This window comes from Desmonostoc muscorum LEGE 12446, from assembly GCF_015207005.2.
Lineage (GTDB): Bacteria > Cyanobacteriota > Cyanobacteriia > Cyanobacteriales > Nostocaceae > Nostoc > Nostoc muscorum.
On the sequence record NZ_JADEXS020000002.1, the window covers coordinates 1 to 22,822 of the forward strand.

The 22,822-nt window shown below is 40.4% G+C and carries 19 protein-coding genes; 10 read left to right on the top strand and 9 right to left on the bottom strand.

Annotation, left to right across the window (positions count from 1 at the left end; genetic code table 11):
* The first annotated feature begins 536 nt into the window (after positions 1–536).
* Positions 537–1,220, top strand: coding sequence for a HupE/UreJ family protein (locus IQ276_RS36290; protein WP_235116372.1), 684 nt, complete (start codon positions 537–539; stop codon positions 1,218–1,220).
* A gap of 464 nt (positions 1,221–1,684) precedes the next feature.
* Here the strand turns inward: IQ276_RS36290 and IQ276_RS36295 are convergent, their stop codons facing one another.
* The 4 genes from IQ276_RS36295 to IQ276_RS36310 all read right to left on the bottom strand — a co-directional run bounded on the left by IQ276_RS36295 (position 1,685) and on the right by IQ276_RS36310 (position 5,458).
* Positions 1,685–2,368, bottom strand: coding sequence for a tetratricopeptide repeat protein (locus IQ276_RS36295; protein WP_193925312.1), 684 nt, complete (start codon positions 2,366–2,368; stop codon positions 1,685–1,687).
* A gap of 86 nt (positions 2,369–2,454) precedes the next feature.
* A complete protein-coding gene (locus IQ276_RS36300; protein WP_193925309.1) occupies positions 2,455–3,780 on the bottom strand; it encodes an Nramp family divalent metal transporter in 1,326 nt (441 codons plus the stop codon).
* A 171-nt stretch (positions 3,781–3,951) separates the two neighbouring features.
* Positions 3,952–4,869 carry a TniQ family protein gene (locus IQ276_RS36305; protein ID WP_235116373.1) on the bottom strand — a complete coding sequence of 306 codons (918 nt, stop codon included), beginning with the start codon at positions 4,867–4,869 and terminating at the stop codon, positions 3,952–3,954.
* Complete coding sequence (locus tag IQ276_RS36310; RefSeq protein WP_193925548.1) at positions 4,859–5,458, bottom strand: hypothetical protein; 600 nt, start codon at positions 5,456–5,458, stop codon at positions 4,859–4,861. The genes IQ276_RS36305 and IQ276_RS36310 overlap by 11 nt, the downstream gene beginning before the upstream one ends.
* Before the next feature lie 488 nt (positions 5,459–5,946).
* Here IQ276_RS36310 and IQ276_RS36315 point away from each other — a divergent pair, with 488 nt between their 5' ends.
* The 3 genes from IQ276_RS36315 to IQ276_RS40840 all read left to right on the top strand — a co-directional run bounded on the left by IQ276_RS36315 (position 5,947) and on the right by IQ276_RS40840 (position 9,564).
* Positions 5,947–6,129, top strand: a complete 183-nt coding sequence (locus tag IQ276_RS36315) for a hypothetical protein (protein ID WP_235116375.1) — start codon at positions 5,947–5,949, stop codon at positions 6,127–6,129.
* Between the two features lie 328 nt (positions 6,130–6,457).
* Positions 6,458–8,242: a reverse transcriptase domain-containing protein gene (locus IQ276_RS36320; RefSeq protein ID WP_193925273.1), complete on the top strand. Its 1,785-nt coding sequence runs from the start codon at positions 6,458–6,460 to the stop codon at positions 8,240–8,242.
* Positions 8,243–8,361: 119 nt separating this feature from the next.
* On the top strand, positions 8,362–9,564 hold the full coding sequence (locus tag IQ276_RS40840; RefSeq protein WP_309245656.1) for a group II intron reverse transcriptase: 1,203 nt from the start codon (positions 8,362–8,364) through the stop codon (positions 9,562–9,564).
* 434 nt (positions 9,565–9,998) lie between these two features.
* Here the strand turns inward: IQ276_RS40840 and IQ276_RS36330 are convergent, their stop codons facing one another.
* Complete coding sequence (locus IQ276_RS36330) at positions 9,999–10,850, bottom strand: CPBP family intramembrane glutamic endopeptidase (RefSeq protein ID WP_069068012.1); 852 nt, start codon at positions 10,848–10,850, stop codon at positions 9,999–10,001.
* A gap of 46 nt (positions 10,851–10,896) precedes the next feature.
* Entirely contained in the window at positions 10,897–11,301 is a 405-nt protein-coding gene (locus tag IQ276_RS36335) for an ArsR/SmtB family transcription factor (protein ID WP_069068011.1), read from the bottom strand.
* A gap of 95 nt (positions 11,302–11,396) precedes the next feature.
* On the opposite strand from IQ276_RS36335, the gene IQ276_RS40515 reads away from it, so the two are divergent.
* From IQ276_RS40515 to IQ276_RS36360, 6 genes are all read left to right on the top strand, one after another.
* Complete coding sequence (locus IQ276_RS40515; RefSeq protein ID WP_255264445.1) at positions 11,397–11,528, top strand: hypothetical protein; 132 nt, start codon at positions 11,397–11,399, stop codon at positions 11,526–11,528.
* Between the two features lie 109 nt (positions 11,529–11,637).
* Positions 11,638–13,641 carry a heavy metal translocating P-type ATPase gene (locus IQ276_RS36340; protein WP_193924271.1) on the top strand — a complete coding sequence of 668 codons (2,004 nt, stop codon included), beginning with the start codon at positions 11,638–11,640 and terminating at the stop codon, positions 13,639–13,641.
* A 59-nt stretch (positions 13,642–13,700) separates the two neighbouring features.
* A complete protein-coding gene (locus IQ276_RS36345; RefSeq protein WP_255264446.1) occupies positions 13,701–14,018 on the top strand; it encodes a TFIIB-type zinc ribbon-containing protein in 318 nt (105 codons plus the stop codon).
* 328 nt (positions 14,019–14,346) lie between these two features.
* Complete coding sequence (locus tag IQ276_RS36350; protein ID WP_235116377.1) at positions 14,347–15,021, top strand: cation diffusion facilitator family transporter; 675 nt, start codon at positions 14,347–14,349, stop codon at positions 15,019–15,021.
* 176 nt (positions 15,022–15,197) lie between these two features.
* The gene (locus tag IQ276_RS36355) at positions 15,198–16,508 is read left to right on the top strand and encodes an IS701 family transposase (RefSeq protein ID WP_193917257.1); all 1,311 of its coding nucleotides are present in this window, start codon (positions 15,198–15,200) and stop codon (positions 16,506–16,508) included.
* A 24-nt stretch (positions 16,509–16,532) separates the two neighbouring features.
* Entirely contained in the window at positions 16,533–17,117 is a 585-nt protein-coding gene (locus IQ276_RS36360; protein WP_193916142.1) for a hypothetical protein, read from the top strand.
* A gap of 19 nt (positions 17,118–17,136) precedes the next feature.
* Here IQ276_RS36360 and sigB read toward each other — a convergent pair whose 3' ends face one another.
* From sigB to IQ276_RS36375, 3 genes are all read right to left on the bottom strand, one after another.
* The gene (sigB, locus tag IQ276_RS36365) at positions 17,137–18,141 is read right to left on the bottom strand and encodes a sigma-70 family RNA polymerase sigma factor SigB (RefSeq protein ID WP_193916166.1); all 1,005 of its coding nucleotides are present in this window, start codon (positions 18,139–18,141) and stop codon (positions 17,137–17,139) included.
* 520 nt (positions 18,142–18,661) lie between these two features.
* Positions 18,662–21,817 (bottom strand): efflux RND transporter permease subunit, encoded by a 3,156-nt coding sequence (locus IQ276_RS36370; RefSeq protein ID WP_193916144.1) that lies wholly within the window; start codon positions 21,815–21,817, stop codon positions 18,662–18,664.
* Between the two features lie 206 nt (positions 21,818–22,023).
* Positions 22,024–22,680: a class I SAM-dependent methyltransferase gene (locus tag IQ276_RS36375; RefSeq protein ID WP_193916146.1), complete on the bottom strand. Its 657-nt coding sequence runs from the start codon at positions 22,678–22,680 to the stop codon at positions 22,024–22,026.
* Positions 22,681–22,822 lie beyond the last annotated feature (142 nt).

The following is a 22,822-nucleotide window of genomic DNA, read 5'->3' on the forward strand; positions in this document are numbered from 1 at the left end:
CTATCAACAGTCAATCCAATTCGCAATTGGTAATTCCAATGGAAACCCGGCAGAAGGTTGTAATCACGACTTGGAAGGTAATTTTGGAAGCCTTATGGAACAAGGGCTTCAGAGCCTATACCTGACGCTTTTTTCTACGGAGAAACGGGTTTCCGGGGTGTTTTGAGGACTTAACCCTCCAAATCGTGAACTTATCTCGGTTAGCCGTTGTTGGAGAACGTTGCGATATATATTGGGCATAGTTTTTAACCTATTCTCTCTATCTTTGCCGCATATCATATTCCCAAAAAGGATTTTTTTGAAGGGCGGTTAAGAGAATTGATAACTTGCATAAAATAGTTAAAAAATATGAATTTATTGCCAATATATCAGTGCAACCGTACACAATCCGATATTGTCTGAATGCTACATCGGGTCTGGAAGAGTTAGTTACCAGCGTTAACAGTGAGACTTTAATGTTAAATGACTATCACGCTCTGGTTGCTGAGTCACGATGTTTATTGATCTATTTAAACTCTAATATTGGGAGATACACAGTGTTAAAAATCCAGCTTGTTGCTAACTACAAACAAAAATCATCAACGGTAACTTCAACAAAGTTTTACTTAGGAATTGCCTTCTTAACTTGCATAGGACTTTTAAGTGCTGCTCATCCAGCTTTAGCACATCATGCCATTGGTGGTAAAATACCGTCTAATTTCTTTGAAGGGTTTTTGTCTGGGTTAGCCCACCCCGTTATTGGTCTTGACCATTTTGCCTTTGTGGTTGCTATTGGTTTACTTAGTGCTAGACAACAAAATGGATTGTTAATTCCAGTAGCTTTCGTTTTGACAGCTATGGCTGGAACTGGAATTCATATACTGAAATTCGATTTACCCTTAAGTGAGATCATCATTGCTAGTTCGGTGATTGCTTTTGGTGCAATGTTACTGCTATCGAAAAAACCTAATTGGTTTGTGCTAGCTTTGTTAGGAGCAGTTGCTGGTTTATTTCATGGTTATGCTTACGGTGAGTCCATTGTCGGCGCACAAATGACACCGCTAGTAGCTTACCTAGCAGGCTTCACTTTAATACAATATGGGATTGCTATCGGTGCGTTACTAATTGGTAAAGTTGTAAGCGAAAAATTTGCCAATCAATTCTTAAAGATACTACAATTTATTGGTTTGGCTATTTGTTCAATAGGAGTTGTTTTCTTGACCACTTCTCTCGTTGGTTAAGAGCAAAGGCTTTAAATTAAAATTTTGCAGATTGGTGGGTTATGGATCACGCTAACCCACCTCAATAGATTATAAAAAATGTGAATTTTTTATAGTATTACTACTTAAAAGATTGATGCCGAACTCAGCAGACACATGACAAGTAGAATATACCCGGCTTTCCTTACAATCAAAATACTAGTAAACTATTGGTGCTTGATTGCGTAGGGTGCGTAGAGAATTCATACAATATGGGCAGTCGCAACCAAATAGCTGCTGCCAACCCATAATTAATAATATGCAGGAAATGAATCACAGCAATATACAGAAGATGATTGTCTTTCAATCACACAATGGCAGTAATAACTGGAAAAATTGAGCTAAAGCAGCTTATCGTTTCCTCAACAGTTCGATAACAAGATTGAATAACCCAACTATTCCGTAAGGTTTGTTGAAAAGTTGGGTTTGACAATTATTTGAATTACTTAGGGCTGAATCTGCTGAAGGAGAGCTTGTGTTTGCTGATACCGAAGAGTATCTCCTTGCCGTTGAAACAGACTTGCAGCTTGCTCTAAATCATTAATAGCATTTTTGCGATCGCCCAAAGCATATTCAGCAAGTCCTCGGTTGCCGTAGGCATCAGCTAAATTGGGGTTGATTTGTAGTGCTTGGTTAAAATCTGCGATCGCCAGCTTGTGATTTCCCTGCCTATAATTCAAAAAGCCCCTATTGTAGTAACCATCTACAGACTTCGGATCAATTCTTAGTACTTGGTTAAAGTCGGTAATCGCCGCTTCAATACTTCCTAGTTCCGCATGAGCAGTTCCTCGACCGTTGTAAGCATCTGTATGGTTGGGGTTTAGTCGCAGTGCTTGATCGAAGTCGCTAACGGCTGCTTTAAAATCTCTTAATTGAGACTTTGCTAAACCTCTGAGGCAAAAACCTTCGTAGTATCGGGGATTTAACTGTACTACCCGACTAAAATCTTCTATTGCGCCGTTGAAGTTGCCTTGTTCAAGCTTTTGCACTCCCTGGTTATGGTATTCCTGAAAATTCATCTGTTGGATGCGCGTTGGTGCTTCCTGTGCAGCATGGACAGCAACAGGTATTCCACTCAGTACGCTACTCGTTATTCCCAGAATGGCAACAGCTTTGCGAATATGGTTCATGGCTTGACTTTCTCCTTGATAGATATATCAAGACAGATACACGAGATTTTTCTCAACTAGATCCATCCTAAGCGGTTTCGAGAGATTTAGAGATTGAAACCCAGCCAAATCAAAATACTTTGTAATAGCAACCAAACATTTAACCCGACGATAATAATAGCAACCAGCCAAGCTAGAGATTTTAGCCACAGGGGATTTACAAACTCTCCCATTAAGCGACGGTTACTCGTAAACATCACCAATGGAATCACTGCAAACGGTAACTGTAAACTGAGGATAACTTGACTAAGAACGATGAGGCTGCTTGTACTACGTTCCCCAAAGATAATAATCGTAATCAACGCTGGAATGATGGCAAGCAGACGGGTAACTAAACGGCGTAACCAAGATGGAAGGCGAAATTGTAAAAACCCTTCCATAACAATCTGCCCAGCCAAGGTTGCAGTCAGTGTTGAACTTTGCCCAGAAGCAAGTAAGGCAATGCCAAAAATAGCACTAGCAGCACTAACGCCTAATAATGGTGAAAGCAGTTTGTAAGCTTCTTGAATTTCTGCTACATTTTGATTCCCAGAAAAATGAAATGTGGCGGCAGACACAATTAAAATGGCTGAGTTGATAAATAGTGCCAACGATAGAGCAAAAGTTGAATCAATTGTACCAAACTTAATCGCTTCCCATTTTTTTTCAGTATTAGGTTGCCAATCACGAGTTTGCACAATAGAGGAGTGTAAATATAAGTTGTGAGGCATTACTGTTGCGCCTAAAATACCAATGGCAATGTAGAGCATTTCTGGGTTTTGTAAAATTTCTTTTTTAGGCAGATATCCCAACAAAATCCCTCCCATATCAGGTCGAGAGAACAGAATTTCCGCTGTAAAACAGATGCCTACGGTTGCTACCAGCATTATTACCAAAGCTTCTGTATAGCGAAAGCCTTTACTTTGCAGGAATAGCAATACCAAGACATCCAGCGCAGTGATGCACACACCCCATAGCAAGGGAATACCGAATAAAAGTTGCAGGGCGATCGCACTTCCCAGTAATTCTGCCAAGTCACAAGCGGCGATCGCAATCTCACACAGCACCCACAAACAAAAGCTCACCCTTTGACTGAAATAGTCCCGACAAGCCTGTGCTAAGTCTCGTCCTGTGGCAACACCCAAACGCACACATAGCGATTGCAGTAATATCGCCATCAGGTTCGACAGCATAACTACTGTCAACAAGGTATAGCCAAACTTAGACCCCCCGGCGATATCTGTTGCCCAGTTTCCAGGGTCCATATATCCCACTGAAACCAGATACCCTGGCCCTGCATAAGCCAGCATCTTGCGCCAAAAGCTTTTAGTGTTGGGAATTCTAATACTGCGGTGAACTTCAGGGAGACTGGGGCGGTTTTCGGGGCGAGTCATTTGTTTTCTAGGGGAATATTTTCATATTCTTCTCATAATCTCATCAAATCCGGACTAAACATCAATCTCTAGTGGCAAGATTTTTCCTGATGTCACTGAAAGCATAAGATGAGCAATTTGCTCACGTTATGCTTACAAAGGAAAGCACCGTCGAGTAGCTCTGGTCTGGGTTCAACTGAGTACACTCGGTATAATCGAGAGAATTTCCAAACCTTCATGTGGGTTAATTCCTAGCTTGTAACACCACCTTAAAAACTTAGTGAGAGTAGGTTTTCGCCGATATTTGGCTAGTAGGGTATCTTTATAAGAAGAAGTCGAACTAAGTGTTGGCAGAGCGCCGAAAATCTGGCCGACAGATTGAGCGGCCCACTTTTCCCAATCAAACCGAGACCCCTGAGATTTAGCAGTAGTGTCTACAAACCGACCCAGCCATGCATTACACGCACAACAATAGCCAAGAGAATGGCATTCCAGATTGAGAAATTGTTGAAAACAACCACAGTACAAGCAGCGCAATTGTAGGTAACGTTGGTGAACTGGACAAACACTAACAGCTTCTAAAGTCCACAACAAAGGGTTATAAATAGGTAAACCAGCTTCACGCCAGTCTTGATAACAACCAGAACACCAACGTTGTTCAGTATGGAAAATATGATTGAAGTTAAGCCGCCATGAATGCCATTGGAGTAAAGTCAGAAAACTCAGATCCCGCCTAGCAGTTAATTTCTCAACGATGGCAACTACCTTTGAAACATGTTGCGTTCGGTCTAACCAAAATTTAGCAGACTGCTGTTGTAAAAGTGCAGGCTCTCGATGCCAAGCAGTGATGAGCATTTTGATAGCATCATCAGCTTTCAAGAAATCCGGTGGTTGGTTGCTCTGGATAAATAACGGCGTAATTTTATAGCGAATTAAACTAGCCATCGAGACACCATGTGCAGCAGCCAAGCGCTGTAAGTAACTAGTAAAACTTTCAACTGTGGGTGTAGCAAAACCTATTGGTTGAAGAGAGTAAAGATGACTGCGTTTTGGCAGTTGGTTCATTTTTAAGTCCCAAGACTCATAATTAGCCAAACTTTCAACCGACATTTTCACCACCTCCAACAGGACGACGTTGAGGTTTAGTGTTACCGGTAGAAGAACGACGAGATTTAGTATTAGTTGCCTGGGAAGCGTTATGTGTAACTGACACCTGATGAGATTCCAAACCCAAAGCAATTCTCAAAGCCGAACTATCCGAGGTGAACTCAAGTTGCTTTTCTCCCAATCTTGTTTCATTGACGATAATGATGCATTGTTCCTGAGAGTAAGCAGAAGATATAAGATGCGACAGAGTGAGAGTTTTAGCTCCTTCTAGTAATGCAGTTGCCAATGCTTGAGATAACCAATCTTTGAGAATACCAACACAACCGAAACTGCGTTCGTAGCAAAAATCCCAGTATTGAAGTAAATCAGGCTCTTGTTCAAAAGGTAAATGACGTTGGAAAGTTTGAACAACACCTCTGAAAGCTTTTAAATCTTCTTCATTCTCAGCTTTGTACCGTTCAAAATGAATATCCAAGCTGCGTCTGCATAACTGGGCACTCAAGTTACGAAGTATCAACAAGTCATAAGTACCTGCCAGTACAAATTTGACCCCAGTCAAGTTTGCTAGGGACTTAATTGTAGCGACCTGCAATACTAATCGCTCAAACCTGCAATCAAGACATTTACAAACCAGGATTAAATGCAACTATAATTGCGCTTCAGCCAGGATTAAATGCAACTGAGCCAGGATTATTTGCAACCAACCTGCAATCATCGGTTTGAGCCAGGATTATCTGCAACTATAAAAGTCAAAAAAACGAACGTTTTCTTAACTGCGTCACTAGTAAGGCTTAGAGTTCCTTTTACCGTTGTTTTTTCAGTAAATAAACTCGTAAAGAATTCAAAGTTAATTTATCAAACTCTCACATGAGTTTTTTGACAACCCCTTGTCAAGGAGAGAAAACTCAACCCTAGTAAAGTGTTGAGCTTATTTGCAATTAATCCTGGTCGAAACGGATGATTGCAGGCTGGTTGCATTTAATCCTGGCTCAGTTGCAATTAATCCTGGCTCAAATGAAATTATAGTTGCAAATAATCCTGGCTCAATACAGCGATGATTGCAGGTCGGGGGATTTATAATTGCAGGTCACTAGTGTTAACGCGGTATCCCCAACCAAGTTGGGAGAGACTAAGAAGAACGTCTCTAAGTCAACCAACTTACCTGGAGTTGAAAGACAAAAGGGACAACAGCATGTTGGTAAAGCCGGAAATAGAGAGAAGGCGTTAAAACTAGAGTCCGGCAAGACTTGTGTGACATGGTGAAGGTTAAACTACCTGAAGCCCAATTCTGACGGTATACGCGATTGCCTATTCCTACAACGCCTAAAAAGGAATAATCGTTTGTGTATAGTTTTAAACATTTGAACCACACAACTTCTTCAAACGAAGTCAGCCAGCGATGAGATGGCTTAACGAATGAATGGGACACCTAAATCACACTGTTACGTACTGAGTTAATAAAGCGCGGGATGACCTACGGGGGGCGATCCCTATGGTTACAGAGTTCCTATAGTAGTCCGAGGACGGGAAAGCCGCCTACATGGCGAAGAGGAACAGGTATTCTTCACACTCATATCGAGAGGTACGCGAGATGCGAAACGCCGAAACGATTTTAAGTGTAATCCGAGACAGAGGCTACCGTGGTTTACCTCTGGATGATATCTACAGACAACTTTTCAACCCCAATTTATACCTCTTGGCGTACAGCCGCATCTACAAAAATGATGGGGCAATGACGCAAGGAATTACATCAGAGACTGTTGATGGGATGTCCATCAAAAAGATTGAAAACCTCATAGAGGATATTCGCTATGAACGTTTTCGGTGGACACCAGTACGGCGAATTAATATTCCCAAGAAAAATGGAAAAACTCGACCTCTGGGTATTCCCACTTGGAACGATAAATTGATTCAGGAAGTAATACGTTTAATATTAGAAGCGTACTACGAGCCTCAATTTTCTAACAGCAGTCATGGTTTTCGACAAGAGCGCGGATGCCATACGGCGCTAACAGTAATAGACCGTACTTGGCAAGGAACTAAATGGTTTATCGAAGGAGATATTCGCGGTTGCTTTGACAATATAGATCATAAAATCTTAATGTCAACCTTACGCGAGACAATCCAAGATAATCGTTTCTTGAGATTGATTGAAAACTTACTCAAGGCAGGTTACTGTGAGCAATGGAAATATTATTCCACCCTGAGCGGAACGCCGCAAGGCTCGATTTTATCACCCATACTCGCCAATATCTATCTTGACAAATTCGATAAATTTATCGAACAGATACTCATCCCAGAATATACACTTGGTAAACATCGGGCAGAAAATCCAGAGTATTCAAAACTCGTAAAACTTGCTTGGTATTACAGGAAAAACGGACAAGTTGATAAAGCGCGTCAACTGGAAATTAAATACCAGAAAATGCCTTCTAAAAATGTTCGTGACCCTAAATACAGAAGGTTAAATTACGTCCGCTATGCAGACGATTTCCTACTTGGTTTTATTGGCTCATTCCAAGAGACAAAAGAAATTAAGGAAAAACTCAAGACATTTTTAGCTGACAATCTTCAGTTGGAACTGTCACCAGAAAAGACCCTGATTACTAATGCTAGGAATGAGGCAGCAAGCTTTCTAGGTTACAAAATTCTAGTCCAATATTCTGACGATAAGCATACCAATGGTAAACGCTCAATCAACGGAATTATTGCACTAAGAATCCCAGCAAGACTTATAGAAGAAAAATGTACCCTATACATGAGGAATGGTAAACCCATTCATCGCCCTGAATTAATAAATGATGATGATTTTACTATTATCAACATTTACCAATCGGAATTTAGAGGGTATGTACAATTCTATAGCCTTGCCCAAAATATTGCATGGCTGCGAAAACTTCAATGGATTATGTCGAGTTCGCTGATGAAAACCCTTGCCTGTAAACACAGAACTAGCGTGGCTAAAATCTGCGCCAAGTATAAGAAGACGGTAAAGCTTCCACAAGGCTTGAGAAAGTGTGTGGAAATAACTGTCCCAGTAGAAGGTAAGAAATCCCTGGTGGCTCGCTTTGGCGGCATCCAATTAAAACGCAACCTAAAAGCAACCATTCTAGACCTGCCAACAAATAGAAAGCCCGCGTTCAGAAATGAACTAATTAAACGGCTTCTTGCTTCGGAATGTGAGATTTGCGGGGCAAAAGGTGATATTGAGGTTCACCATATTCGTGCCCTTAAAGACCTCAAAGCCAAGGGTAGAAAGGAAAAACCGCAATGGATGCAAATTATGTCCGCACGTAGAAGGAAAACTCTCATGGTTTGCCCTCAATGCCATGATGCAATACACGCTGGTAAACCAACATCTAAACGAGTCTCGTGATCACAGAGTACTGGAGAGCCGTGTACCTGGAAATCTCGTAAGCACGGTTCGGAGGGGGCTAGTTAGAAAAGGAGCTAATAATTGGAAACCTCGCTAGCTAGCTACCCACTTTTGACAAAATTAATCACAATGTTCTGCTGTCAAAATTAAATACATTCCCCACCATCTACCGACAAATTCGCGCATGGTTGAAAGCGGGAGTGATTGATTTCTCTGAATATGCTTTAAGGGAGAAATCTGACAACATAACATCAATGGGTGTTCCACAAGGGGGTACGATTTCGCCATTATTAGCGAATATAGCCCTTCACGGCATGGAAAATCGAATTAAAGAAGTTGCTCTTACTTTACCCGGACGTAAAACGGCGAATTGTAAAGCAATAAGCTTAATTAGATTCGCAGATGATTTTGTGATTCTGCATAAAGACCTTGCCGTTATCCAAAGATGTCAGCAGATTATGGCAGAGTGGTTAAACGAATTGGGGCTAGAATTAAAACCAAGTAAAACCCATATTTCTCATACACAAAATATGTATGAAGGTAAGGTTGGTTTTGACTTTTTGGGTTTCACTGTTCGACAATTTCCGGTAGGAAAATATCACAGTGGTAAAAGCTCAAACGGAAAATTACTTGGTTATAAAACTCTTATTACTCCAAGCAAAACAAAACTGAAGACACACACGCAGAAGATAGGTAAATTGATTGATGGGCATAAATCAGTACCACAATTTGATTTAATCGCTCATCTGAATCCCGTCATCCGTGGATGGACAAACTACTACTCATGTGTCGTCAGTAAACGCATATTTAATCAGGCTGATACAACATTATTCAGCCAGTTAAAAGCATGGGCAGAACATCGTCACTCCAATAAATCCTCAAAGTGGAGTTGTCAAAAATATTGGCAAACCGTAGGGTCTGATAATTGGGTTTTTAAACCCCATAATCAGAAGATTCGCTTACTCAAGCACCGTGAAACTCCTATTGTGAGACACATACAAGTGCAAGGAATCCGTAGCCCTTTTGATGGTGACTGGGTGTACTGGAGTTCCAGAATGGGTAAACATCCTGAAGCGCCAACAAGGGTGGCAACACTTTTGAAGATGCAAAAAGGAAAGTGTACTCATTGTGGACTGTTTTTTCACCATGAAGACTTGATGGAAATCGACCATAAAATCCCCCGCTCCAAAGGCGGTAAGGATAGCTATGACAACCTTCAATTACTTCATGGACATTGCCACGATGCTAAAACGGCAGCAGATAAATTTGCTGTTACAGTTCCAGAGATAGATGAGGATTATCTCAACTGTAATCCCTTTTAACTCTGAATTTAGAGGTGTGCGTGACAAGCACCAAATCATTGAGGAGCCGTGTGAAGTTAACGTTTCATGCACGGTTTTGTAGCCGAGTCAGGGGGGTGACTTCCTGGCTTAGGCATCCACTTACTAATATTTAGTTGTCCTGTCTAAGTTCTGGTTACACTACGATACTGGGTCTTCCAATGGTTCCAGGTGGGTAAGACCATAGGTTCCTGGCAGCGATCGCATAATTAGCTGACCACCAATTTACGCAATTTCAGATCCAGCGAGAAATTGAAGTTGAGGGTATGGCATCACCACTGTTTGTACGGTTGATTGTCCTCGCCTATTTAACTGCTAAAGCGATCGCTGGTAGATATTCTTATTGACGAAAGACAAGCTGTCAAACTTGCTTCACTGAAGCATCTTTATACAAACAGTAAGGCAACCGTAACTCATTAGCTGTGCTTACTCCGTCGTTTAATTCCAGAAATTACGTGCAATCCCAAAGCAATGAAACTAATAAACAGCAACCCCATTGCACCTGCTAGGGGATTGCGGTCAATACCTGTTATCCAAACGGGAACTTGACCTGTGTATAATAACAAATCCCCTACATTGATAATGTAGTAGCCCCAAACTAAACCTGCGTGTAATCCAATAGCAAATCCTAACTGCCCTTTACACAATTGCCTTGCCCACCCCAATGTTAGACCTAGCAGCAACAGCCCTGGAAAACTAGGTAAAGTCCGCAAAATTTCCGCCCAAGGTTTAATGAAATGTAAAACTGCATAAATGGTGCTGCTAGTCCATAAAGCCACTTTAAAACCATAATCAAATTGCAACTCATCTACCAGCCAGCCTCGAAACAGTAACTCCTCTGCTAACCCAACTCCCAAAGCCACAATCAATCCTTCTAATATAGTCTTGGGTAAAAATTGAGGAGTTTGTTGCCAAATTAACCAACCAAATCTGCCTTCTAAGAGAAACAGGCAGAAAAGGCTTATTAGTCCTAAACATAGACCCCTTAAAAGCGCTAACCCGTTCTGACGAGTTCGTACTAAACCGTAATTTTCAAGCGGATGGGGAGAGGAATGAACTTTTTCCCCCCATAGTCGAAGAAGAAACACAAAATCGCCATACAACACGAGCATAGTAATGATACTGACTGTGTTGCCAGTACCCCAAAGCCAGTAGATTGGTGCAGCAAAAGGTAGCCATAGCAGTAGTAAAGCCATCACAAATATACCCAGCCGCGCGGGTGCAGGATAGTGAGCAAAGCGGGCAAAATTCAAATTAGGTGCTGGCATGGGATCAATTCACTAAGGCAACCTATATTTAACTTAAGGTGAAAACCTAAACACTTGGTTCATTCAAATTTTCTACTAAAGAGCGATATAAGTTGATCGCGTGACTGTCAGCTAGAGTGTAATAAACATTCCGACCTTCTCGACGATAGTTGACTAAACGCATGACTTTCAATAACCGTAGTTGATGGCAAACGGCTGATTCCGTCATTTTCGTCAATGCTGCTAGATCGCAAACACACAACTCCTGATTTACTAAAGCCGAGAAAAGACGTAGGCGGTTCGGATCTGCCAGTATCCCAAAGATTTCTGCCATTTGCTGTGCTTTATCTGTAGCCAAGATTTGTGCCTGAGTTGAGCGTACATTATCTAGATGTACCAAATGTGTCTCACAGGTCGGTGCATCAGAACTTTGAAGTAAGTCCAAATCCTGCTTTTTCTTGTGTTTATTCATACTAAGTTTTATTTGTAATGGTTATCAATCTCAATAATAACTAAAATTTTAACAACTGTACAGTTGAATAGTTATTCAATAGTTGTATTAGAATATTGGCAGTTCACTCTGTTGCTTTTGCTATCAAGCTGCCATTAGCGATCGCGGTTTTAGCAGACACGGGAACTTCCTTATTAGTGATCGCGAATGGAATGCGGCTGTTTAGAAGCAAGGTTTTTGAGGATTAATATTAGCGAGCGATGCTGCAAAGCAGCCGCTACGCGAACGCGATAATTCAAGATAAAACCGAGGGAATGAACACTTCTTAGTCAAAATTGAGACAATACTTACAAAACTATGAAAAAAACAACAAATTCTCAAGATTCCGGCAGTTGCAGTTGCCAAAGTGACCACAACCATAATGGGAATCATAACCACGACGACGCTCATGATGGCGACCATGATCACGACCACGACCATGACCACAGTCATGGAGATGGGGAATTTAACCTAAAAAAAGAAGTGACTCCTATTATTTTGGTTGTCATTTTATTTATTGTTGGTTTTATTTTTGAAAAACAACTACACAACACACCCTACTCTATCGGTGAATATTTGGTTTTCATTCCTGCTTATTTATTAAGTGGCTGGGGGGTTTTAACTACTGCTGGTCGCAATATTCTGCGTGGCAAAGTGTTTGATGAGAATTTCTTAATGACTGTGGCAACATTGGGGGCTTTCGCTATTGACAAGCTTCCAGAAGCCGTAGCAGTTATGTTGTTTTTTAGAATAGGAGAGTTATTTCAGGAGTATGCCGTTGGTAATTCTCGCAGGTCGATAAAATCTCTTTTAGAAGTTCGCCCTGATTATGCCAATCTTAAAGTCAACGGTGAAGTCAAAAAAGTATCTCCAGAACAAGTAACAGTAGGGGACATCATCATTGTCAAGCCAGGAGAAAAAATTCCTTTAGACGGTGAGATTCTAGAAGGGAATTCTCAACTTGATACCTCTGCATTAACTGGAGAATCTGTTCCGCGAACAGTGCAAGTAGGAGAAACTGTTTTAGCAGGCATGATTAACCAGACAGGTGTGATCACTATCAAAGTCACAAAACTGTTTGGTGAATCTTCAATATCTAAGATTTTAGAACTTGTACAGAATGCCAGCAGTAAAAAAGCTGAAACGCAGAAATTTATTACCAAATTTGCTAAAATATATACACCCTTTGTAGTTTTTGGATCACTAGCAGTTGCGATACTTCCTCCTTTATTTATTCCTGGTGCAACTCGTTTAGAATGGATTTACCGTGCCCTCGTACTATTAGTTATTTCCTGCCCTTGCGGACTGGTTATTAGTATTCCTCTAGGGTATTTTGGAGGCGTTGGTGGTGCTGCTAAACGTGGAATTTTAGTTAAAGGCTCTACGTATTTAGATGCGCTTGCAGCAGTTAAAACGGTGGTGTTTGATAAAACAGGAACACTAACTAAAGGTGTTTTCAAAGTAACGCAAATCGTGCCAGACAATGGTTTTTCAAAAAGCGAATTATTAGCTATGGCTGCTAAAGTAGAGTCACACTCAAATCACCCTGTGGCTCAATCAATTCGAGCAGCTTACGAAAACAAGATTGATGAATCTGAGGTTGAAGATTACGAAGAAATTGCGGGTCATGGTATTAAAGCAAAGGTGAAAGGGCGAGTCGTACTGGCAGGAAATGACCGCCTATTGCATAGAGAAAATATCGCTCATGCTGTTTGCAATGTGGACGGTACGGTTGTTCATCTTGCTGTAGATAATATCTACGCGGGATACATTTTAATTGCGGATGAAATTAAAGAGGATGCAGCACAAGCGATTTCTGCTTTGAAGAAATTGGGAGTAGAAAAAATAGTGATGTTGACAGGGGATAATCAAGCTATTGCCTCCCGCGTTGCTCAACAAATCGGTTTAGATTATTACGAAGCGGAGCTATTACCAGAAGATAAGGTGAATGCAATTGAAAAAATTCTTAGTAAAACTCCAAAAAACAGTAAAGTTGCCTTTGTAGGAGACGGGATCAATGATGCTCCAGTAATTGCCAGAGCAGATGTAGGTATGGCGATGGGTGGATTAGGTTCTGATGCAGCAATTGAAACAGCAGATGTAGTTATCATGACAGATAAACCATCAAAAGTAGCCGAAGCAATAAAAATTGGTAGAAAGACCCATCAAATTGTTTGGCAGAATATTATTTTGGCGATGGCTATTAAAGGTCTATTTATCGCTTTAGGGGCTTTTGGAGTAGCAACGCTGTGGGAAGCAGTTTTTGCTGATGTGGGTGTAGCTTTGTTAGCGATTTTTAATGCTACGAGAGTGCTGAAATAGAAAGCTGAAATACCTAAATTTGTCAAAATATATCTTTTTATTTTAGGGAGAGTACAAGTATGTTTTGTCCTGTCTGCAACGTTGAACTTAGAATGTCAAACCGCCAGGGAGTTGAAATTGATTACTGCCCTCAATGTCGGGGAATTTGGCTAGACCGTGGTGAGCTTGAAAAGTTAATTGAGCGCTCTACAGAAATTCCTTTTGAAGATGAGAGATATACAGATAAACACCAACGTAAAGATGAGTATCGAGAAGGAAGTCATGGAGAAGGATATCGAGAACGTAAAGATGAGTATCGAGAAGGAAGTCATGGAGAAGGATATCGAGGGGAAAAAAGACGCAAAAAATCATTTTTGGGAGAACTATTTGATTTTTGATTTACTATCCATCTGAGATTTGATTGGTGTCGTTGGGTTTTAGCTACGTATTTTCGGATTAATTAACAATCTGCTTAAATTCTAGTTGCTGAATATGTGTTTTGCGTATGTAACTAAAACCCAAAAGACACTATAAATTTACAAATTTGTATGTTGTTGAGATAGATGAGATAGGTGACAGCAAATTATACAGAAACTAAAGTAAATTTTTTAGTTAATTTAAATTTTCTTATATATTTAAATTTATACTCTTCAAATATATTCCATTGCTTTAATTTTCGTTTATCCTCAATTTTTAAATTAGAAGCTTTGAATGTAAAAAATAAAGATGAATTTTACCAACCTAAAATTGCAATATTCCCACCATTCCTACACCAAAACTGTAGATGATACGCAAAAGTTAAATTTACTTTGGGTAATTTTAGGGCTGCGGAGTAGCCTATTTTTAATAGAATTAGGAGTTGGACTTTGGGGAGGTAGCCTGTCACTTTTAGCAGGTTCGGGACACCTATTCTCCGATGTTGTGACTTTGGGATTGACAGTGTTAGTAGTTTGGTTAACAGAGCGTCAATCTTCAGGTGAAACGAATTTTAAGTACCAGCAAATAGAAGCTTGGATAGGGTTACTAAATGGGGTGAGTTTAGTAACTTTAGCTGGTTTCATTGCTTTAGAAGCTGTGGAACGTCTTCAAAATCCTCAATCTGTATCAGGCTTACCCATGCTGGCTGTAGCTACCTTGAGCATAGTAATTAACGGCTTAACTATCCAACCATTGCACAAACATAGTCATCATAATTTAAATCTGCGGGGAGTTTTCTTACATGGGATTGCTGATGCTGGCAGTTCTATTGGTGTAATTCTGGCTGCTGGTTGTGTTTATTTTTTTAATTGGCTATGGGCAGATGCAGTAGCTAGTTTACTAGTTGCCTTGTTTTTGAGCATCAGTGCTATTTCTCTAATTCGAGATAGTCTGAGGCAGTTTCAACTTACTTGCAAGCTATGACGTTCGCTTCAGTTTGACACCTTGTCTCTTGACAGAAGCGATCGCTGTAGTTAAGAATTCGACTACCAGCTGCCATGCACCACAATGTCACACCAATCAAAGATTAATATAACCCTCTTTTGTCACTCTCGCCAAAGTATAATTAAGTGCGATCGCAAAAAACTAAGACATAGAGTATGGTTGAGCCTCGCCCAGCTGCACCTACAGTAAAATTTGTGGACGAATACTGCCAGTTATATCAAAAACTATTTCCAGAAGTGAGAAGCTTTGAAGCTTTTAAGTACCTACATATGGGATGTGTTTCTGATATAAAACGTAAAACTCTACCGGAAATAGCGAAAATTGTCGGGTTAGATAATCATCAAAAATTACATCATTTTTTAGCAGAATCACCGTGGGATGTCAAAGAATTAAGGAGGCAAAGGTTAGAATTAATATTATATATACTCCAAGGTCGCCCAATCATACTAATCATTGATGAGACAGGTGATAAGAAAAAAGGAAATAAGACTGATTATGTGAAACGACAGTACATTGGAAATTTAGGTAAAACAGATAATGGTATTGTGGCAGTCACGGCATATGCAGTTTTATCTGGAATGACGTTTCCTCTAATATTTGAAGTATATAAACCAAGGGAAAGACTACAACCAGGAGAAAAATATTTAACTAAACCTGAAATCGCCGGAGCAATGATTAGAAAATTGCGGTCAATGGGGTTTAGATTCAATCTTGTCCTGGCGGATAGCTTATATGGTGAAAGTGGTAAAAATTTTTTAAGCGTATTAAATGAATTAGAGCTTAATTTTATTGTAGCGATTCGCTCAAACCATAGAGCATGGGGAATTACAGGCTCGAAAATCAAATATTCAAACTGGCAAAGATTCCGGCGTGTTTTTTCAGATTTAAGTTCAGAAAATAGATATATTAGAGAGATAATATGTGGCAAAAAATCCGAAGTCAGGTATTGGCAAATAACAACGGATATTGAAGTTCTTCCCAAAAACACGACTTGGTATGTCATGAGTAAATATCCAGACATTACTCCAAGAGACGTGGGCAATTTTTATGGTTTAAGAACTTGGGTAGAATATGGGTTAAAACAAAGTAAAAATGAATTAGGGTGGGCAGATTTTCGCCTAACTCATTATTCACAAATAGAGAAGTGGTGGGAAATTGTTTTTAGTGCTTATCTTTTGGTTAGTCTTCATTCCGAACAATTACTTAAATTTCCCCCACAATCTGAATCCAATTTCTCATCGCATCCCTGGTGGGATAAGGGGAATGGTTGGAATAATATTCTTAATAACCTCCGTTTAATAATTCAACCTTTCGTACTGTTTAATTTAATTAAACCTTGGCTAATAGTCTTTAAAATTCCTCAGTTATCTGATGGCTTTTGTACGCTTCAAAGGATTGTCAATAGTCTTACTTATTCAATTTTTCAGAATTTCAGTAACCCTAATTTATATTTTTCCTCTGCCTAGAGTGACAAAAGAGGGATAAGCTTGATGGAAGCGGTATTTCTCTCACTGCTTGTCACCCCAGTGTTAGCACATAAAATTCAACTATCGGGGGATGTGGCTGGTACTTGGCACGTTGAACCAAATCACAGTCCCCAAGCAGGAGAAACAGCGAGAGTCTGGGTTGCACTCACCCGCAAGGGAGGGAAAATCTTGCCAGTGTCGGAGGCGAATTGCCAAATGGCTGTCTACTCTCAACCCCGTAAACAGAAAGATTCGCCTGTATTACAGCCTACGGTGCAAGCGATTTCAGTTGAGAGATATCAGGGTATTCCTGGTGCAGATGTTGTTTTTCCTAAAACAGGAGCTTATCAGTTAGAGTTAGCTTGCACTCCCAAAGTCGAAAGTAATTTTAAACCCTTCCAGATGCAGTATGAGGTAATAGTAGCTAGTGGTGTAGCAGCATCGACACCAGCACCAGTTACAAGTTCTCAAAAAACTGAGCAAGAATTACCATCAACTCAGTCAGCCAAGTCTGGGAATCAATGGTTTACTGGAGCTATGGCGATCAGTGTCATTATTGCAGGTTTGGGAACCTTTTGGTGGATGAAGCAAAGGGTGAAAGTCAAATAACTGCTACAAGCGTTCAAAATTAAGGAGCATCAGCCAGATAGCTGTGTGAGTTAACCCCATATCTTCGTAGAAGTGTGAGAGCTTGTTGTTGCACTTGTCGCACTCGTTCCCGACAAATGCCCATACGTTGACTAATCTGTACCAGAGTAAGTTCGTGTTCACCTGATAAACCAAAGCGCAAGATTAATACTTCCTTTTGCTGGGGAGTCAGCTTTGCTAATAGGTTGTGAATGTCTTGATAGAGTAATTCCCGCTCCGCGTAGCGTTCGGGAGATATTCCATCATCCTCCAGCATATCTTGCAATTGAGTATCCTGCTCAGGCCCAATTCGCATATCTAAGGAAACAGGTTGACGAGCAAACTGCAAACATTCTCGAATCTGACTGGGTTCCAGATTAAGCGCTTGGGCGATTTCAGTCACGTCGGCAGTGTAACCAAGCTTTTGAGATAACTCTCGTTGAACACGCTTAATTTTGTTCAGCTTATCAGCCATGTGAATGGGTAAACGAATGGTGCGGGATTGTTGTGCAATCGCTCGTGTAATTTCCTGACGAATCCACCAGTAAGCATAAGTAGAAAACTTGTATCCAAGAGTTGGATCAAATTTATCTACCCCTCGTTCTAGCCCCAATGTACCTTCTTGAATTAAATCTAGAAACTCAATATTGCGTTTCTGGTATTTTTTAGCAATAGACACCACCAGCCGCAGATTAGCCTGAATCATCTTCTGCTTGGCAATTTGTCCTTGACTTAGTTGTTGCAGCAGCACATCTTCTTTCAATTGCATCTTGTCAGCCCATTCTTGCAGAGTGGGTTCACGCTGTAATTTTTCAGATACTTCTTCCTTCGCAGTAATAATTGCCATCATTTGCTGAACTTGTTTAGCAAAAAAAATTTCTTGCTCATGGGTTAACAGAGGTACACGTCCAATTTGACGAAGATAGATACGCACTGTATCTGCTGTAGATGAAAATTCGTTATTCTTGCTCTTAACTTTAGTTAATTGGGATGCTGAGTTAGGCATGAATAGGTTAGCCTCCATTGAATAAATCTTGAATAAACAAATGTTCAAAAAATCATAAATAAATATAAATTAATCGAAAGGATGAAAAGATTGTAAACTTCCTCGTTAGCTCTATCTAAAGTAATTATCGTGACATTTTCCAGAGTTTACTAAAAGGCAGGAGTTAGGAGGCAGGGGGCAGGAGGTTATGAGTATCAATTAAAACTTAGTTCTGGTTTAAAGCCCAGTAAAAAGCAATAATTATACTGAAACTGCTTGCAGCGTTCGCGCAGCGTCTCGCAGAGAAGTATAAAACGTCCTTATTGGAATCTCACTTTTTTAAAGGTGGGTTCCTCCTGGCTTATGCCTCCTGAATAAAATTTAAAAAAGTGTAAAGTTACTCATTAAACAAGAGACATAGTTATCAAAGCTTTTAATATTTTTAATTTTCACAAATCAAAGGAAGGGTGAATATTTTTGGCAGTTTATTGTTTCAGGAGATGAAAGCTGTAAAATTCGCATTTCATCCCTATCCCCAAAATCAATTTTCCAACACAGATTCCGCTACCTTCCCATTTTCCACAACAGCCGCACTTCGCTTAGGTAACAAAAACCTACCAAACTTCGAGTACAAAGCAGGTAAAACCAACAAAGTTAACGCCGTAGAAGTAAACAACCCACCTAACACCACAATCGAAAGAGGTTGCAAAATTTCCTTCCCTGGCCCCACTGAAATTATCAATGGAACTAAACCCAAAGCTGAAGTTAAAGATGTCATCAAAATAGCGTTGAGTCGTTCCATTGATCCAAAAATTAATACTTCTTTTAAAGACATCCCTAACGCCACTTTTGTCGTGTAATTATCTACTAATAATAATCCGTTTCGAGTAGCCACACCAAACAAAGTTACAAACCCCACCAATGAGGCTACAGAAACAACTCCACCTGTAAAAGCTACCGCAATTACTCCACCCACTAACGCAATGGGCAAGTTAATCATAATCATTGCTGTTGAAGCGATTGATTTCACAGAAAGATACATTAGTACTGTAATCACAACAAAGGAAATAGCACCGAAAACCAGAATATTTTGTGATGCTCGTTCTTCTGCTTCAAATTGACCTCCATATTGGATAAAATAACCTGAAGGAAGTTGCACTTGTGCCTTAACTTTATTTTGAATATCTGTCACTACAGAGCGCAAATCTCTGCCTTTAGCATTAGCAGACACCACAATTAAACGCGAAACATTTTCCCGATTGATAGTATTAGGCCCAGTGCCATAGGCAACCGTAGCAACTTTAGCTAAGGGAATTTTATTACCATCAGGGGTATCAACTAACAAATTCTCAATTGTTTGTAGATTTTTGCGATACTGTGGTTGCAACCACACAACCAAATCAAAGCTTTGTTGCTTCTCTAAAACTTGAGAGACTGTTCTTCCATTGAGCGCAGTTTCAATAATATTAGATAATTGTCCAATAGTTAAACCGTAGCGAGATGCAGCAACACGGTCAAACTTAATTTGAATTTGTTCAACAGGGATCTGTGGTTCGAGTTGTAAATCTACAATTCCCGGAATAGATTTTATTGCGTCTTCAACTTGCTTTCCAAGCTTGCGAAGTTCTTCTAAGTCGGAACCAAAAATTTTGACCGCGATTTGACTCCTGACCCCAGACAAAATTTCATCAATACGGTGAGCAATAAACCCACCAATATTGGATGCAGCCCCTGGTATTTTGTTAAACTCTTCGCGCAACCATTCCACAGTAGCTGCACGATTTTTCATTCCTTTGTCACTCAACCCAATATCAAGGTGAGCCAAATTCACAGGTGCAGCATCCGGATCATTGGGGGCGCGTCCGGCGCGTAATTGAATATACTTTAATCTAGGGTCGTCTTTGAGTTTATCTTCCAAAGCAAAAGCAGCACTATTGGTAGCTTCTAAAGATGTACCTGGGTAAAGTGCTAAGGTATTTACCAAAGTTGTTTCTTGGAATTCAGGTAGAAATGCCCGTCCTAAAGTTGGGAAAATTATAATTGCTGCTATCATTCCCGCCGCAGCCACAGTAATAACAACTATCGAATTTCTGATAGCAAAATCGAGAAAAGGGTAATAAATCCTTTTACAAACTCTTGGTACAAAGGGTTCCCTGACTGACATTTTATTGTGAGGTAATAAAATTGCACATAAAGCCGGACTTACAAGCAGCGCTTCTAAGCTAGAGACTACAACTACCACCAGATAACTAAGACCCATTGGGCCAAAAATCCGACCTTCCACACCAGCGAGGGCAAATATTGGAGAAAAGACGACTATAGTAATTAAAGTTGCCCCAATTAGAGATTCCTGGACTTCCTGTACTCCTTCAAAAACAATTTCCAGTACTGGACGAGGGTTGGGAGAGTATTTATTTTGTCGCAACAAACGAAAAACATTTTCTGCATAGACAATGGCATCATCAATCGCTGTACCAATGGCGATCGCTAATCCTCCCAAAGTCATTGTATTCAGCCCTAAGCCCAAAAAAGATAATACTTGCAATGAAAATATAAAAGTCAGGGCAAAATTCAACAGCACAACTCCAAGAGTCCGCCAATTCATTAAAAAAGGGATGAGGATAACTGCTGCAATGATACTACCTTCCACCAAGGCTGACCTGACATTTTCCACCGAAGTATCGATATAATCTGCTTGGCGGAAGGTTTGATTTACTTTAATTTCTTTCGGTAAACCTGCTTTTAGCTCAGATATTGCGGCTTCAATAGCGCGGGTGACGGTGGGAGTATCAGCTAGGGGTTGTTTATTCACCATCACCACAACAGCATCTTTCCCATTTAAACTACCATCGCCGATTTTCACAGCACCACCAATTTGCACTTGGGCGACATCTCCCAGGCGGACGGGCGTTCCTTGACGGGCGACAATGACAGATTGTTGAAGATCATCAAGGGATTCAATCCGCCCAATTCCCCGAATTAAAGTTTGTTTATCAGGAGTAGTCAAAAAGCCACCAGGAGCATTGACATTTGCCGCCTGTACAGCTTCACTTACCTGTTGTAAAGATACATTAAAAGCTTGTAGTTTGTTGAGGTCTACTAACACTTGATATTGACGCACATCACCGCCATACACAAGTACCTGACTGACACCGGGAACTGCTAAAAGGCGATTCGTCACTTGCCAATCAACAATTCTGCGGACTTCCATGAGGTCGATTTTAGTGGCAGATTGGTTATTGCCTTCCCCTTCCACAGTCAAGGCGTACTTTAATACAGTACCGATGGGGGAGCTTGTGGGAGCAATTCGTGGGGTTTCGACTCCTTCTGGTAGCTTGCTTATGGCTTGTTGCAGTCGTTCTTGTATCAACTGGCGGGCTTGAAAGATATCTGTTCCCCAGCCAAAAACAACTCTGACTACAGAAAGTCCGGCTGAAGAAGAGGAACGAACGGTAGTTAAGCCTGGAGTTCCATTAATGGCACTTTCAATTGGTAATGTCACCAAAGATTCGATTTCTTCTGGTGCTAGTCCAGGGGCTGCTGTCTCAATTTCGACTTGGGGAGGTGCAAAGGCTGGAAAAACATCCAACGGCATTTTGGGGATGGTATTAAAGATGATGACTAATGTGGAAATGAGCGCAGCAATTACTATAAGCCAGCGTCGAGAAATTACCCATCTAGCAACTGTACTAATCATTTGGTTTTTGGTTAAGAAATGGCGAAGGGTTTGTTTGTTTGTGATAAACGGGTGAGGGGATGTTTTAAAATTCCTCTGGTCGGTAGCAAAACATTTGAGATTCCCCTAAATCCCCCGATCAATTGGGGGACTTTGATTCCAGTTCCCCCCTTTTTTAGGTGGGTTAAGGGGGATCAAAAAGTGCCTAAAGTTACACTGAACCACTTTTAAAACATCCTCTGAGAAAATTCAAATATTAGGTGTGGCTGTTGGGCTGTTGCTAGCATTAAGCCCCAAATCAACCCAAAGCGAACTTTAGTTGCGCCACAGATTTCAAAGTTTGAGGAAGTAAGCAGTTGATGAAATTCAGCTTGGGAGTAACACTGCTTGTGTCCGGAATCAAATATTTTCAATAAAAAGTCGCATATTTTACACAAAATATAATCTCTGCACCAATCCAAAATTACTAATTTACCATCAGGCTTGAGAACCCTTTTCATTTCCGCCAATGCAGCATTGGGATCATCAAAATAGTGAAATGAATTAGCAGATACAACTACATCAAAACTGCTACTAGTGAAAGGTAATGCCGATGCAGATGCAGTGGAAAACGAGACATTAGGGTAACTACGACATTTCTGTTTAGCAACCAGCAGCATATTTTCAGAAATATCTACTCCAATAATCTGTTGCGTTGGATTGTCATTGAGTAGTAAATGCTCGAATTCCCCTGTTCCACAGGCGACATCAAGAATTGTGGCTTGTGGTGAGATATGCGCCCAAGTTTTGAGAAAAGTAAGTGTCTTGGTGATATAAGTATTCCACCGCTGGTCATAGAAATGCGCCATTTGGTCATACTGCTGGCGAACTACTGTCTCACTCATAGGTACACAGGGATTTGATGGTTTTTATAAATTTACAGCATTCCTAAATAGGATATGAACAAATTACATTCTTATACTCTCTGTACCTGAAGCATGAGATTTATAAACTGTTTTGTTCACAATCTAAATAGTCTTGCTGTAG